Genomic DNA, 14,797 nt, shown 5'->3' with positions numbered 1-14,797 from the left:
TTAATCTTTACTCATCAAAAAGAATCAGCTCTTGAATGGGGTAAAAACATGAAAGCAATGACAAAAATCGCCTTAATCAGTGCCAGCGTTTTATCGATGGGTGCATTGACTGCCTGTCAATCTACTAGCAACGTGAATGAGCAGAAAGATCATTCTCGCATGATGAAACATCATGAAGGTCAAAAACAGCATCGTCTTACTCCAGAGCAACGTGAACAATTCAAAGCCGCTCGTGCAGAACGCATGCAATTGCATAAACAGATTCAACAGGCCTGTGACGGCAAAGCTGCAGGTAGTGCAGTCCAAATCAAGGCGGGTAATAAAACCATTGATGGTCAATGCAAGATTTCTTTCAAACCTGACCATAAAGGCATGAAAGCTCAACGTGGTGAATTCCGTGGCATGCGCGGTGAACATCGTCCAATGCGTGGTGAATTCCGGGGTGGTATGAACCGTGGAGAAGCATTAACGGATAGTCAACGTGCAGAAATGGTTAAACAGTATGATCAGCGTTTATCAGAACGTCAGGCTCTACAAACTGCGTTTGCCAATGCTTGTAAAGGTCAAACCCACGGCAAGGCCGTTCAAGTGAAAGCGGGTACTCAAACTATTGATGGTCAATGTATCGTGCACTTCCAGCCGAATGCACCCATTAAGATGACTAAAGCTGCATCTTAATCTTCTTCTACGTTTCTTATTCCTTCAAATTCAGGCACCTTCGGGTGCCTTTTTTTTATAGCTGACTCCTCAGTCCTCTTTTGACCATTCATGTTCTGCTAATTTCTACAAAAGTCTTTGCAGTCAACATGTTTACTGTTCCGTGCAGATTAATCTTTGACTTTATAGTCACCAAGAAAGCCGCCTGAAAGCTTGTATGGCCGGGCAAGATGTTGCACGATTAGATTCATAGCAATACGTGTCACTGAAGGCACGTTTCAATTAATTTAGGATGATAACGCTGGTCTAAACCAGTATTGAGGAAACCGATATGCCACAATACAAAGCGCCCTTACGTGACATGCAATTCGTTCTACACGAATTATTAAATGCTGAAGAACATTACGCAAAACTTCCTGCGTTTCAAGAAAACGTAAGCCGTGAGTTGGTTGATCAGTACCTAGAAGCTGCAGCTGACTTCTGTGAAAATGAATTATCTCCTCTAAACCAAGTAGGCGACCGTGAAGGTTGTACCTGGAATGACGGCGTTGTAACAACACCGACTGGCTTTAAAGAAGCGTACCAAAAATACATCGAGCTAGGCTTCCCTTCTCTTTCTGCTGAAGAGCAATACGGCGGTCAAGGCTTACCAAATTCTTTAGGTATCACTCTTTCTGAAATGGTGGGTACTGCGAACTGGGCATGGGGCATGTACCCTGGTCTGTCTCATGGTGCAGTCCGTACTTTAGAACACCACGGTTCTCAAGAACAAAAAGACGCTTATCTGCCTAAACTGGTTTCAGGTGAATGGACAGGTACCATGTGTTTAACTGAATCTCATGCAGGTTCTGACCTCGGCATCATCCGCACTAAAGCTGAACCACAAGCTGATGGTAGCTATGCAATCTCTGGCGAGAAAATCTTTATCTCTGCTGGTGAACACGACATGGCAGAGAACATTATCCATATCGTACTTGCTCGTCTGCCTGGCGCGCCTAAAGGTACTAAAGGTATTTCTCTGTTCATCGTACCAAAATTTAACCTGAATGCTGACGGTTCAATCGGTGAGCGTAACGGCGTACGTTGTGGTTCAATCGAACACAAAATGGGGATCCATGGTAACGCAACTTGTGTCATCAACTTCGATAACGCCAAAGGCTTCCTGATCGGTCCTGAAAACCGTGGTCTGAACTGCATGTTCACCTTCATGAACACTGCACGTATCGGTACTGCTGTACAAGGTCTGTCTGCATCTGAAGCGGCGTTCCAAGGCGCTTTAACTTATGCCAAAGACCGTCTGGCAATGCGTTCTCTTTCGGGTCCTAAGGCACCTGAAAAAGAAGCTGATCCAATTATTGTTCATCCAGCTGTACGTAACATGCTTTTAACTCAAAAAGCATTTGCTGAAGGTGGTCGTGCACTGGTTTACCTGTTGGCTCAATATGCTGATGTGGTTGAACAAGGTACTTCTGAAGAAGAGCGCAAGTTCGCTGACAATATCCTGTCGCTATTAACTCCAATCGCAAAAGCATTCCTGACTGAAACTGGTTCAGAAGCTGCGAAACATGGTGTTCAAGTCTTCGGTGGTCACGGCTTTATCTCTGAGCATGGCATGGAACAAATCGTACGTGATACACGTATTGCCTGCCTGTACGAAGGTACGACTGAGATTCAAGCACTGGATCTGTTAGGCCGTAAAGTACTGGGTACTCAAGGTGCGATGTTGAAAGACTTCACTAAGATCATCCACAAATTTGCGGAAGCGAACAAAGACAATTCTGCAATGAAAGAATTTGTTGAACCGCTTGCGGCATTGAACAAAGAATGGGGTGACCTGACCATGCAGATTGGTATGCGTGCGATGCAAAACCCTGAAGAAGTGGGTGCAGCTGCAGTAGATTACCTGTACTTCTCTGGTTATGTAACACTGGCTTACCTGTGGGCTCGTATGGCACTGGTTGCTCAAGAGACTCTTGCTGCAGGTACCACTGATGCAGACTTCTACAATGCTAAATTGACGACTGCACGCTTCTACTTCAAGAAAATCCTGCCACGTGTTCGTTCACACGTTGACGTGATTGCAACTGGTGTAGAACCGCTTATGTCTTTAGATGCTGAACATTTCGCATTCTAAGCTGATGCAGTTTTAAATGCATAATAAGAAAAAGGACGGCCATCTTCAGGCAGTCCTTTTTCTTTATAAAGAGTTACAGAATTAACCTTTAGTCGTCTAACATTCAGATTTTTAATGCTTTAGACTGAGCCAAAACAATCCAATTAAACAATAAAACAGGTGACATACTATGCCAATTTATAACGCGCCACTTGCTGACATGAAATTCATCCTGAATGATGTTTTCAATGCAGAACAGTTCTGGCAGGCGAATGAAAATCTTGCCCACTTGGATACTGCCACAGCAGAAGCCATTCTTGAAGAAATGGCGAAGTTTGCGCAAAACGTCATGCTTCCTCTGAACCGTACCGGTGATGAAGAAGGCGCAAAATATGAAAATGGCAATGTCACCACACCTGCTGGCTTTAAAGAAGCATTCAAACAATATGCTGAAGGTGGCTGGATCGGTCTGGGTGCCGATGCAGAATGGGGCGGCCAGGAAATGCCGAAAATGCTTACCGTACTTTCTGATGAAATGCTGTTTGCAACTAACCCATCTTTCATGCTCTACCCGCTTCTTTCTGTGGGTGCAGGTATGGCTTTAAACAGCTATGCATCTCAAGAGCAAAAAGAAACCTATCTTCCTAAAATCTATTCTGGTGAATGGTCAGGCACCATGTGCTTAACTGAGCCACATGCCGGTACTGATCTGGGTATTATCAAAACCAAAGCTGAACGTAATGAAGATGGCACGTATAGCATTACCGGTACCAAAATCTTTATCACGGGTGGTGACCACGATCTTGCTGAAAATATTATTCATCTGGTACTGGCAAAAACGCCTGATGCGCCTGCCGGCTCTCGCGGTATTTCCCTGTTCATCGTACCGAAGTTCCTGGTCAATGAAGATGGTTCAATTGGCGAACGTAACCCGGTAGGTCCAGGTTCAATCGAACACAAAATGGGGATCAAGGCATCTGCGACTTGTGTAATGAACTTTGACGGTGCCAAAGGTTACCTGGTGGGTAAAGAAAATGAAGGTCTGGCCGCCATGTTCGTGATGATGAACTACGAACGTCTGTCTATGGGCATCCAGGGCCTAGGCGCTTCAGAATTTGCTTATCAAAATGCTGCGCAATATGCGACAGACCGTTTACAGGGTCGTAGTGCTCTTGGTGCCCAATCACCAGCTAAACCGGCAGACAGCATTTTAGTACATGGTGATGTACGTCGTATGTTGCTGAATGCCCGTGCGAACAACGAAGCATCGCGTGCATTTGCAGTTTATGTAGGTCAGCAACTGGACATCACCAAGTTCTCGACTGATCCTGAAGCCGTGAAAAAAGCCAATGACCGTGTTGCGCTGTTAACACCAATTGCGAAAGCTTACCTGACTGATACGGCATTCCAGGCAACCCTAGATGCACAAATGGTCTTTGGTGGACATGGTTATATACGTGAATGGGGTATGGAACAATGTATCCGTGACCTGCGTATCTCACAGATTTACGAAGGAACCAATGGCGTTCAGTCACAAGATTTAATCGGCCGTAAAACCATTAAATGTGGCGGTGCGTACATCGGTGAATACATCGAAGAAATCCGCGACTTTGCGAACCAGTTAGATGCAGACCTGAACTTCATTAAAGATGCAACTTTAGATGCAGCTACTGAAGTAGAATCATTGACTCAGTTTGTGCTTGAAGCTGCTGGCGAAAATGCAGAATTCCCGAATGCTGCAGCGGTTGATTACCTACATGCAGTAGGCCTATTGAGCTTCTCTTATATGTTTGCGCGCATTGCCAATGCTGCAAAAGACAAAGATGGCGAGTTCTACCAAAACAAACTGGCACTGGCGCGTTATTTCACGCAACGCATCTTGCCTGAACTTGCACTGCGTATCACTAAAGTGAAAGCTGGTTGCGAAGTAGTGATGAATTTCTCTGAAGATTACTTCACGACTCAAGCTTAATCTTGACGTGAATCCATATAAAAAGCCCTGCATCTGCAGGGCTTTTTATGCACTATACTTTTTCAATCAAGATCGTATCTGGTTGCGTCGTTATTTTAGGATTGAAATGCTTATTCACTATTTTAATTCCCCCTTGCGACTCTAAAGATTCACACAGTTCAAGTACCTTCTGCATCTCTTCAGCCTTGATCCCCGTGCCCAAGATTAATTTTTTTCCTGCTTCTAATTGACTAATTTTTGTTTGAATTTTGTCCAACATTTTTTTCTCCTATTTATTCAATGTAGTTCTCATACAATATAACAAGTTAGTGCAAAAAAAGTGCAAAAGTTCGAATAATTTCACTTTTATTTTATTTTTCTCTTTTTGTGCATGATCTTTGCTAGTTCTTTCCTGTTCATATGTTAGTTCACATGAAAAATCAGGAGGAGAACATGAGTAAATCAGAGTCTAAAGTGAAAAGAATAGAAACTCTCCTCGACCGTTTTGGTAATCTTGCCGTAGAAAGTTTCCATTATCTTGCGCTGTTCATTATTGGCTGTATGGTGATCTGGTCCGCAGGTCATACCGTATTTGACATCTTGGCCGTCAAACAGTTTGCCACCATTGATGATATTCTTTTGCTATTTATCTATCTGGAACTTGGTGCCATGGTCGGCATCTATTTCAAGACCAATCATATGCCGGTTCGGTTCCTGATTTATATTGCGATTACTGCCCTGACCCGTTTACTGATTTCTGATATTCAGCATACACACAAAGCCAGCATGGATCAGGTTATTATTACCGGTTCGATTCTGATTTTGGCTTTTGCCATTCTGGTGGTCCGTTATGCGTCCTGGACCTATCCATCCATTATTCGCGACAAGCATAGCGAAAAGCCATTACCAGAAGGTAAAACTCCACGACCTGAGGATGATGAGTTGGCATAGTCATAGAAAAGTCCCCCTTTGCAAAAGGTGAGAAGCACTGCTTCGCAAGAGGGTAATTAATCACCTCTCCTAACAAGAGAGGGAATTTCTTTTAACGGTTATTCATCAACACATAACGTCCATTTTCATAAATCCAGTAACTTCCGCGTGGTGGTGCCGGCAATCCCAAACGCTGCCAGTCAGTAATCACTGTATATCTCGAACTTTCAATGTAGGCCACATTTGGATCACCATTAACCCAACTATAGCTATTGGAATTCTGGTAAATCGTGGTCGGTGCCTGATACTGGATATTGAACCCGCTTTGGCTCTGTGCAGGAGGATAATAGCCGCCATGGGATGGACGTTGCGGATAGTAAGGCCGCTGCGAATGAGGAGGTTGCGGTGCATAATGAGGACGCGATGGAGGACGATGTTGAGGTTTAGAACGATCAACACCAGTATAGCCTACCCAGGCATTATCCGCCCAAGCGGGCACCGCAATACCAAACAGGAATGAAGCCAGCAATGCACCTGAAGCTAATGTTTTCATAAGTGCGTCCTCCAAAGATTTCTGACCATATTTTAACCAAAATCCATGCAGAAAATATGGATAAATCCCCTGCTGCTGCAAAGTTTTGTAATTGATTCCATGACTTTAACAGGCTTGCGTGATGAACGCTGAAGTGCGTATGCTAATATCACTTTTTTAATGCTTTGAGTTGCATACTGTGTCTGATTTAAATTTCGATCGTTTATATGAATATTTTTGCAAGGTACCCAGTGTTCAAAAAGGACTGATTGATAGCTATGGCTCAGATGGTAAACAGGCCTGGTGGTTTAAATTTCAGATCAATGTTGATCATCCTTTAGCATGGCAAACTGTACAGGAACTGGGTCATGTTCTGAACTATATTTCTAAAAATGAGCGCCTGCCGACTCAGTTTCTTCCAGTTTCTCCACCGCCTTATATGAATGGTGTAGCCAAAGATTTCCTGTCTTGGGTCATCCAGTGCAATCATGCTGACTTCCCACCAGATGTAGTATGTGACTGGCTAGAGGCGCGTTTACCAAATCCGGTGGATAATGAAGCACAATGGAAAATCAAAACTGATATTTCTGAACTGGATGAGCTGACAGATAAAGAACTGGATCAACTGGTTCCGCCGAATCCAGAAAAATAACTCCCCTCATCCCAACCTTCTCCCATAGGGAGAAGGAGTTCCCTCTCCTTTCAGGAGAGGGCTAGGGAGAGGCCAATCAAAACGTCGACCAACCACTCCATTCCATAAAACGGTATAACCAGTATTTCCAGAATGACTCTTCAGCATATTGAGCATAGTCCACGCTCATGGAACGGCCATTCAAATTAGACCAGGCCGTATTGAAATACTGCTGCGCATCGCTAAAGACTTCTGCCTGAGACTGACCCACCACACGTAGATTGGTCTCCAGATTATAATTTTTTAGGTTACGCGCCGTGAAATTGGCGGAACCTAAAATCATTTCAGCTTGCTGGGCACCATATTTCATCAGAATTTTGTTATGACATTGCTCGCCTTGGGTATTACACCAACGTACCGGAATACCAGCTTTATGCAGTTCTGAAGCCACCTGCCGGTTAGGAATGCCATTTTTTTCACGACCAAATGCATCTTTATTTGGATCAAGTAAAACCCGAAGTTTCACTCCGCGCTCATGCGCTGCAATCAACCCTTTCACAATCTTACGTTCTGACAGATAGAACATGGCCAGATCAATCTGCTCATCTGCTTTCGCCGTTTCAAGCAGCTTTAGAACTCCCTCATAAATGGCTTTTTCAGTTAGCACCTGAACTTGAGGCTGTTTTTTTTCTGCTTCAAACTCACCTGCAATCACAGCCGGCATATTGGCTTGAGACATGATCCCGACCGCCTGTTCTGTCGCAAGAATATCAATCGCTGTTCTGCCCCAGACCAGTAGACCAATATTGGAGTGCCGTGAACTGCCATCATGGGGGTTCATTGAGGTAACCAGTGCTTTCCAGCCCTGATCTGTATCGACGACCAGTGTTTTACGATGATTGGCTTTGAAATTAAACAAGTCGAAATAACTGCGTAAGGTCACTTTTTCTGGACCAAACGGATTTGGCAACCAGCCTTTTTCCGGATTATTGCCAATCCCCTGACAGCACAGATACCAGAAACCTGACCAGCTTGGATTAGAAGCACGTAGCGGTGTCAGATTGGTTTCGATTACATCTACTCCCGCCTGACGCAGTTCACGATAATGCTGTGCTGTAATTCCACCGTAGACAGAATTAATCGGATCGGTAATAAATTTGATTTCGACTTCAGGCTGCATTAATCGCTTGTTAAGTAAGGCCTCTGTGAGCTGTTTGCTGAGTGCCTGATGTTCCTGTTTAGAGGCACCGGTTTGCTGATTAAACAGGAACATATCCAGCACGATCAGGGATTTTGCTTCCTCAACCATCTTCAGCATTTCATTAAAAATCTGATGATCCAGTTGTTGCTTGCCCTGTGTATCTAGATAAGTCTGATCGACCAGAAATTTCACCTGTGCATGGCGCAGCTTACCCGTGTAATTCAGCCCTTCAGGTAAGGGTTTATAAGTATGATAAATTGCTGAAGCCAGATAACTGGCCATCAGCACACCAATGATCAAGGCCGCATAACGGCGGTTTGACCAGTTCAGTTTATTGTGAATTCGTTGAAAGATACGCATAAGAAAAAACCTAACCCAATATACTCAGGCTAGGTTTAATCTGATGATTTTTCAAGTCTATTTCAGTGACAGTACTTGGATTCGGTCAGTTATTTCATCTAAATCCTAGAAATCATATTGTACGCCGACTGTGAAATTACGTCCGACTTGCGGAATATTCGACAGGAATGAGCTATGTGAATAGACCTGATCATCAAGCAGGTTATTGGCTTTAAAATAAACCCGATAGGCATTTTTATCAGCAATGCTATTAGCATAGCTTAGACCGACATTGACCATGTTATAGCCTTGGGTTTCATCTTCATAACTGGCCGTTTTGTCCTGATTAAAGACATGATAATACTCTGCCATTCCTGACCAGCCATCGGCAAAGTCTGCTTCAACCTTGGTTCCTAAGCGGCCTGCTGGAATACGGGGTGCATTTTCACCCTCAATTTTGCCGCGTACATAATCACCGAACACACCAAACTTGTATGTGTCATTTAATGCATAAGTAGCTTCCGCTTCAGCCCCATAGAAACGGGCCTTATCTTGAGTATATTCTACCCCACGCAAATTTCCATTTCTGGCCGTAGTCGCACCGTAGATATAGTCATCAAACCAGTTATGGTAAATATGTGCATGATAATCCAGCTTAGCACCTTCATATTCGAAACCCAGCTCCAGGTTATTCGAGCTTTCTTTATCCAGATCAGGATTACCGACTTCATAGGTATTGGTGGCAAAATGCAGGCCATTGGCATACAGCTCTTGCGCCAGTGGTAAACGTTGCTGATGTGAACCTACAACAGATAACTTATAGTTCGGGGCAAATTCCCAATTCGCAGCGGCAGAAGCAGAGACGCCTGTGCCTGAATAATTTTTCTGTTCAGATTCAACTTGTACTTTTTGATGATCAACACGTGCACCCAGTTCGACATGCACATCACCGAGTTGTTTATGCTCTAAGGCAAACAGACTGTATTTTTCAGTTTTGGTATCTGGCATGACCACGCTTGAACCATGAACATGATGTTCTTCATCATCCTCGTCACCATCTTCATGATGATCATGTTCTGTAGCAGCCAGATTGATTTTCTGCTGGCTATATTGGGTGCCAATTACGCCCTCCCAACCAGCAACCGGAACATGGACTAGTTCTAGACGGCCATCGTAGCCTTTGCTTTTGAAATTACTGATGACTTCATTTTCTTCCAGCTCATCATGCTCATAATCGGTAAAACTGGCATGGGCACGTAACTTGTCAAAACCGGCAAAAGGCTGTTCCAGTTCAGTACGTACTTCATAACGTTCAGATTTCAGATCTACCCATGGTCCGCCATGCTCTTCTTCATGCTCTGCGGTAGCACCCAGCTCTGGACAGCCATGGAAATGATCACCATGCAATACACAGCCATGATATTCATGACTATGCCCCGGCAAGCCATATTCATCCTGACGGTTGCTATAAGACAGGCCAACGAAACCACGATCATGAATCCATGATCCACCAATATTCACGGTCTGGCCTTCAGCAAAGGTATTACCTACACGACGTTCTTTGTGAAAATGTGAATGATCGCCATGAGGTTCTTCTACTACATAATCAGGCGCAATATAGTCATTGGCTTTGTGTTTAGTACCTTCTACACGCAGGGCAAAATTTTCACCGACTGCAGCAGTCACGCCTGCACTTGCCAGTTTTTCATCACTGCCCGAGTTGTAACGTAGTCCAGCAGTCCCTTCCAGACCATCTTCCGGCATTTGGGTTGGGATTTTCTGGTCAGTGACATTGACCAGACCACCGACGGTTCCCGCGCTATAAAGCAAAGTTGATGGGCCGCGAATCACTTCGACCTGTTTGGCTAGAATCGGATCGACTGTCACTGCATGGTCAGGAGATAGAGTAGATACATCAGCCGTTTCGGAGGCATGCTGCAAAACTTTGACACGTGGACCATCCTGGCCTCGAATTACAGGACGGCTCGCTCCGGTCCCATACTGATTTGAATACACCCCAAGTTCATCTGCCAGCGCATCACCAATAGTTGTCGCACGTTCAGATAAAGCTTTCTGGTCCACCATCAGATCAGCAACTGCAAAATCTGCCGCAGTCTGTACCAGTGGATGAGCTAGTACCTGAATGGTATCCATGGTTTGTACAGGAATAGAAGAAGATGACTGTTCAGCAAATACTGTAGGCGCAACTACAGCAAAAATTGAGAGTGTTATTAGATTCTTAGAAAAGGACATGACCCAAGCTCAAATTCAGCAATTTCGAATAGTGTTATAATATAACATTTCATTGTTTTTGCAATCCTTTACGATAATCAATGAGATATTTTATTAGAATGTCATTTGAATATTTTTCATTGTAGTAAAACACTATTTTTTATGCCCTTTACTTTATCACATGCTGTACTGGCTCCACCTATTTCATATTTAACTGGCAATCGGCTACCTGTTGCTGCACTGGCGATTGGCAGCATGGTTCCTGATCTGTACCGTCTTTTTACCCATAAGAATTCTAATATCACCCATTTATGGTCTTCGCTGATTCATCCTGATTTATGGATTGGTCTTATTTTTTGTGCGGTCTGGTACCTGATTTACCGGCCAGTGATTTATCGTTTTATTGGTATACAGCATGACTTAAATATTCATAACTTATTTTCAGCATTCAGATTTATTTGCGCTATGTGTATTGCAGTGGTGATTGGGACAGCCACTCATATTATTTGGGATGGTCTGACCCATGCAGATTTTCGAACCTTTGCCTTTTATGACATTCTCAGCCAGCAGTATCAAATTTTAGGACGAACTTATCCCCTACACCGGATTTTACAGATCGGGACTTCTGCCCTAGCTCTGCCTTTTATTCTGTGGATGAGTCTGCATTACTATAAAACTCACCGGCAATATCTAAGCGTCAGTCACAAGATTCTCATCTTTTGCTGGGGTCTATTCGGTCTATCTACGCTCACAGGTTTATTTTCGACATGGGACTATATGCGTTATATTCCGGATGAGGTCTGGCGATCTGATCTATATTATTTTACCGGCCGCTCTATCAATGAATTTAGCCAGGGCTTTTTAATCACTTTTAGTTTGGGCTGTCTGCTATTTCTATTTCTGGATCGTGATCGGCGTATGGGTTAGGAAAATCTCCAGCTTTCTGCTTATTCACTTTAAAATGATACTGTTTTTGCCTCAAGTTCTTGTGACAACATGCCCAAAGAGGCATAATCCTACCTTTGCTAAAGGCGGTACGCTGTTTACGTATACGCTTCCTTAACCCATATAGTTGGATTTTTAACGCTATGATGCGAACTCATTACTGCGGTTCTTTAACCGAAGCTCAAATTGACCAGACCGTAACATTATGCGGTTGGGTACACCGTCGCCGTGACCACGGTGGTGTCATCTTCCTTGACATGCGTGACCGTGACGGTCTTGTTCAAGTGGTTATCGACCCAGATACACCTGAAGCGTTTGCAACAGCAGACAAAGCACGTTCTGAATACGTATTAAAAATTACAGGCCGTGTACGTCGCCGTTATGCGGGTACTGAAAATGCCAACATGGTGAGTGGTCAAATCGAAGTATTGGGTAAAGAAATCGAAGTTCTTGCTCAGTCTGAAACTCCTCCATTCCCATTAAATGACGAAAACACAAGCATTTCTGAAGAAATTCGTTTGAAATATCGTTTCCTGGACATCCGTCGTCCTGAAATGATCGATCGTTTACGTTTCCGTTCTAAAGTGACCAACCTGATCCGTAACTATTTAGACGATCACGGTTTCCTGGACGTTGAAACTCCGATCTTGACTCGTGCGACCCCTGAAGGTGCGCGTGACTACTTAGTTCCAAGCCGTGTATCTAATGGTAGCTTCTATGCTCTTCCACAATCACCACAGCTGTTCAAACAGTTGTTGATGGTAGGTGGTGTAGATCGTTACTACCAGATCGCTAAATGTTTCCGTGACGAAGATTTACGTGCGGATCGTCAGCCTGAATTCACTCAAATCGACATCGAAACATCGTTCATGAGCGATGACGATATTATGGATTTGATGGAAGGCATGACTGTTAAGATGTTCGACGAACTTCTTGGCATCAAATTCGACAAATTCCAACGTATGCCTTATTCAGAAGCGATGCGTGACTACGCTTCTGACAAACCAGACTTACGTATTCCTTTGAAACTTGTAGACGTTGCAGACTTGATGCAAGACGTCGAGTTCAAAGTATTCGCTGGTCCTGCTAAAGATCCTAAAGGCCGTATCGTTGCGCTTCGCGTTCCAGGTGCAGGCTCACTGCCACGTAGCGCAATCGATGAATATACTAAATTCGTTGGTATCTACGGTGCGAAAGGTCTGGCTTACATCAAAGTTAATGAACTTGAAAAAGGCATCGAAGGTCTTCAATCTCCAATCGTTAAATTCATCGAGCCAATCGTGCTGGATCTGTTGAAACGTGTTGGTGCTGAAAATGGCGACATCGTATTCTTCGGTGCAGACAAAGCCAAAGTTGTGAATGATGCAATGGGCGCACTTCGTGTGAAAATTGGTCATGACATGAACCTTGCAACTTGCGAATGGGCTCCGCTTTGGGTAGTTGACTTCCCGATGTTCGAAGAAACTGATGATGGCAAATGGACTTCTGTTCACCATCCGTTCACGCTTCCTAAATCAAGCGTTGAAGATGTGAAGAATAATCCAGGTGAGGCATTGTCTGTTGCTTACGATATGGTATTGAACGGTACTGAAATCGGTGGTGGTTCACTGCGTATTTATACTTTGGAAATGCAAAAGGCGATCTTTGAAGCGCTGGGTATTTCTGAAGAAGAAGCAGAAGAGAAATTCAGCTTCTTGTTAAATGCATTGAAATTCGGTGCGCCTCCTCACGGTGGTTTAGCATTCGGTCTGGATCGTCTGGTGATGTTGATGACTGGTGCATCTTCAATCCGTGACGTGATTGCATTCCCGAAAACTAAAACTGCTGAATGTCCATTGACTCAAGCACCTGCACCAGTTGAATCAACTCAACTGCGTGATTTGGGTATTCGCTTACGTGAAAAACCAAAAGCCGAATCTCAAGAATAATTTCTTGATGATTTGAGTAAAAAAGCCCTGTTCTAACAGGGCTTTTTTATTGCATTGAGAAGCCTGCACGACAGTGGCATAATAGCTTCAGTTTCTATTTTTAGGTAATTTGGCAATGGCGATGCGTCCTGCTGTTCGTAACCGTGGCATCATGCTGATCGTGTTTTCAGTCGTACAATGGCTGTTCATGCGCTATATCCTTGCAAACAACCTGTTTAACCTGGACACCAATGACCGTATTGTGTACTTCTGCCTGAGCAGCATTTTAGGTGCACTTGTCATTTTTGTAGGTTTGATTTATATGGTGCTTAAAGGCAATCCTGATCAAGAATCTTAATCAGGCAAGCTGCACACCATGTACGCATTACTCAAGAACTTCTCCAAACTCCCGTTAAGATTCATTCAAAATTTGGCGAAAAGTGTTGGATCACTTCTCTATATCACGAATTCATCGATTCGCCGTACTACAGAAATTAATTTAGGGATTGCCTATCCTGAACTGTCAGCATCAGAACGTACACGACTGGCAAAACGAAGTGTTCAAAGCCAATGCATGACCTATGCCGAGTCAGTCAAAATTTGGGGTTCTGAACCTGAGTTCGCATTAAAACAAATCCGGAATATTCATCATCCAGAAATTTTTACTGATGCACTGAAAAACCCGAATGGAACTTTAGCAGTCGTTCCTCATTTTGGTACTTGGGAGTTACTTAATGCCTGGGTGAATCAACACACTAGCCCTGTCATCATGTATAAACCGAGCAAAAATCCTGATGTCGATCGGTTTATGCTCGAAGCACGGCAACGTTTAAATGCTACCCTTGTTCCGACTGATGAAAGTGGTGTAAGAGCTTTATTCAAGCATCTAAAACAGGGTGGATTCGCTGCCATTCTTCCTGACCATGTGCCCAAAGAAAGCGGCGGTATTTACTCACCTTTTTATGGACAGAATGCTCTATCTTCCACCCTGCTCTCTAAATTGGCTGCAAAAACCCAATGCTCTGTAATTGGCTTGAGTTGCCTACGTCATGATGATCTAAACGGCTTTGATATTCATGTAACTAAATTATCAACAGATATTCTCTCTAAAGACTTACAGCTTTCTGTAGATACCTTAAACAAGGAAATGGAGCGAATGATTAACATTGCTCCAGAGCAGTATTTGTGGGGATATAAAAGGTTTAGGAAATTAGAAAATAGTAAAAATCTTTATTAGATCTCTTTCATAAATCAAAAAACGATCTTCTTTTTGGTTAATATTTGCACTCCGGATTTCTTAGCATTCGTGCATAATCTGCGGATGAAATACATCGATTCAAACAAGCTTTCTGATCCTCA

13 protein-coding genes are annotated in these 14,797 nt (G+C 43.6%); 9 read left to right on the top strand and 4 right to left on the bottom strand.

Features of this window, described 5'->3' with window-relative positions:
• Positions 1 to 48 precede the first annotated feature (48 nt).
• The 3 genes from FTU00_RS12480 to FTU00_RS12470 all read left to right on the top strand — a co-directional run bounded on the left by FTU00_RS12480 (position 49) and on the right by FTU00_RS12470 (position 4,742).
• A complete protein-coding gene (locus FTU00_RS12480; protein WP_180179812.1) occupies positions 49 to 678 on the top strand; it encodes a hypothetical protein in 630 nt (209 codons plus the stop codon).
• A 310-nt stretch (positions 679 to 988) separates the two neighbouring features.
• Positions 989 to 2,791 (top strand): acyl-CoA dehydrogenase C-terminal domain-containing protein, encoded by a 1,803-nt coding sequence (locus tag FTU00_RS12475; RefSeq protein ID WP_159124145.1) that lies wholly within the window; start codon positions 989 to 991, stop codon positions 2,789 to 2,791.
• Positions 2,792 to 2,960: 169 nt separating this feature from the next.
• Positions 2,961 to 4,742 carry an acyl-CoA dehydrogenase C-terminal domain-containing protein gene (locus FTU00_RS12470; protein ID WP_159124144.1) on the top strand — a complete coding sequence of 594 codons (1,782 nt, stop codon included), beginning with the start codon at positions 2,961 to 2,963 and terminating at the stop codon, positions 4,740 to 4,742.
• A gap of 52 nt (positions 4,743 to 4,794) precedes the next feature.
• On the opposite strand, the gene FTU00_RS12465 is transcribed toward FTU00_RS12470, so the two are convergent.
• Positions 4,795 to 5,001, bottom strand: a complete 207-nt coding sequence (locus tag FTU00_RS12465; RefSeq protein ID WP_125279369.1) for a hypothetical protein — start codon at positions 4,999 to 5,001, stop codon at positions 4,795 to 4,797.
• 173 nt (positions 5,002 to 5,174) lie between these two features.
• On the opposite strand from FTU00_RS12465, the gene FTU00_RS12460 reads away from it, so the two are divergent.
• On the top strand, positions 5,175 to 5,672 hold the full coding sequence (locus FTU00_RS12460; protein WP_180179811.1) for a phosphate-starvation-inducible protein PsiE: 498 nt from the start codon (positions 5,175 to 5,177) through the stop codon (positions 5,670 to 5,672).
• A gap of 91 nt (positions 5,673 to 5,763) precedes the next feature.
• Here the strand turns inward: FTU00_RS12460 and FTU00_RS12455 are convergent, their stop codons facing one another.
• Positions 5,764 to 6,204: an RcnB family protein gene (locus FTU00_RS12455; RefSeq protein WP_180017144.1), complete on the bottom strand. Its 441-nt coding sequence runs from the start codon at positions 6,202 to 6,204 to the stop codon at positions 5,764 to 5,766.
• Between the two features lie 178 nt (positions 6,205 to 6,382).
• Here FTU00_RS12455 and FTU00_RS12450 point away from each other — a divergent pair, with 178 nt between their 5' ends.
• Positions 6,383 to 6,835, top strand: coding sequence for a hypothetical protein (locus FTU00_RS12450; protein WP_180179810.1), 453 nt, complete (start codon positions 6,383 to 6,385; stop codon positions 6,833 to 6,835).
• 76 nt (positions 6,836 to 6,911) lie between these two features.
• Here the strand turns inward: FTU00_RS12450 and FTU00_RS12445 are convergent, their stop codons facing one another.
• Together FTU00_RS12445 and znuD are read right to left on the bottom strand one after the other, a co-directional pair.
• Positions 6,912 to 8,375 (bottom strand): phospholipase D family protein, encoded by a 1,464-nt coding sequence (locus FTU00_RS12445; protein WP_180179809.1) that lies wholly within the window; start codon positions 8,373 to 8,375, stop codon positions 6,912 to 6,914.
• Between the two features lie 105 nt (positions 8,376 to 8,480).
• Positions 8,481 to 10,607 (bottom strand): zinc piracy TonB-dependent receptor ZnuD, encoded by a 2,127-nt coding sequence (znuD, locus tag FTU00_RS12440; RefSeq protein ID WP_180179808.1) that lies wholly within the window; start codon positions 10,605 to 10,607, stop codon positions 8,481 to 8,483.
• Between the two features lie 141 nt (positions 10,608 to 10,748).
• Between znuD and FTU00_RS12435 the strand changes: the two genes are divergently transcribed.
• The 4 genes from FTU00_RS12435 to FTU00_RS12420 all read left to right on the top strand — a co-directional run bounded on the left by FTU00_RS12435 (position 10,749) and on the right by FTU00_RS12420 (position 14,675).
• Positions 10,749 to 11,513, top strand: a complete 765-nt coding sequence (locus FTU00_RS12435; protein WP_180179807.1) for a DUF4184 family protein — start codon at positions 10,749 to 10,751, stop codon at positions 11,511 to 11,513.
• A gap of 161 nt (positions 11,514 to 11,674) precedes the next feature.
• On the top strand, positions 11,675 to 13,459 hold the full coding sequence (aspS, locus tag FTU00_RS12430; protein WP_034704264.1) for an aspartate--tRNA ligase: 1,785 nt from the start codon (positions 11,675 to 11,677) through the stop codon (positions 13,457 to 13,459).
• A gap of 115 nt (positions 13,460 to 13,574) precedes the next feature.
• Positions 13,575 to 13,796: a hypothetical protein gene (locus tag FTU00_RS12425; RefSeq protein ID WP_005232078.1), complete on the top strand. Its 222-nt coding sequence runs from the start codon at positions 13,575 to 13,577 to the stop codon at positions 13,794 to 13,796.
• An 18-nt stretch (positions 13,797 to 13,814) separates the two neighbouring features.
• Entirely contained in the window at positions 13,815 to 14,675 is an 861-nt protein-coding gene (locus tag FTU00_RS12420; RefSeq protein ID WP_180179806.1) for a lysophospholipid acyltransferase family protein, read from the top strand.
• The last annotated feature ends 122 nt before the right edge of the window (positions 14,676 to 14,797 follow it).

Origin of the sequence: Acinetobacter sp. YH12041, from assembly GCF_013419975.1 — a bacterium.
Taxonomy (GTDB): Bacteria; Pseudomonadota; Gammaproteobacteria; order Pseudomonadales; family Moraxellaceae; genus Acinetobacter.
The sequence above is the reverse complement of the archived record's forward strand: the minus strand, read 5'-3'. Positions and strand labels throughout refer to the sequence as shown.